We start from the raw sequence: 202 nt of genomic DNA on the forward strand, positions 1-202 counted from the left end.
ACACCGGCAACATGGAAGTGCTGGAACGGATCGGGACGCCAGAGCAGAAAGAAAAGTGGCTCAAGCCGCTGTTGGCCGGTGAAATCCGGTCGGCCTTCGCGATGACCGAACCCGATATGGCGTCTTCGGATGCCAAGAATATCTCTACCTCTGCCGTGCTGGAAAACGGTGAATGGGTCATCAACGGCGAGAAATACTATAT

Annotated in this window: 1 pseudogene; it reads left to right on the top strand. The window is 54.5% G+C overall.

Going from position 1 to position 202, the window contains the following annotated elements:
* Positions 1–202: pseudogene (locus tag B3849_RS13215) on the top strand (acyl-CoA dehydrogenase); the annotation flags it as partial.

The organism is Sulfitobacter sp. UBA4523, assembly GCF_002388305.1.
In the GTDB taxonomy this organism is placed as follows: Bacteria; Pseudomonadota; Alphaproteobacteria; order Rhodobacterales; family Rhodobacteraceae; genus Sulfitobacter; species Sulfitobacter pontiacus.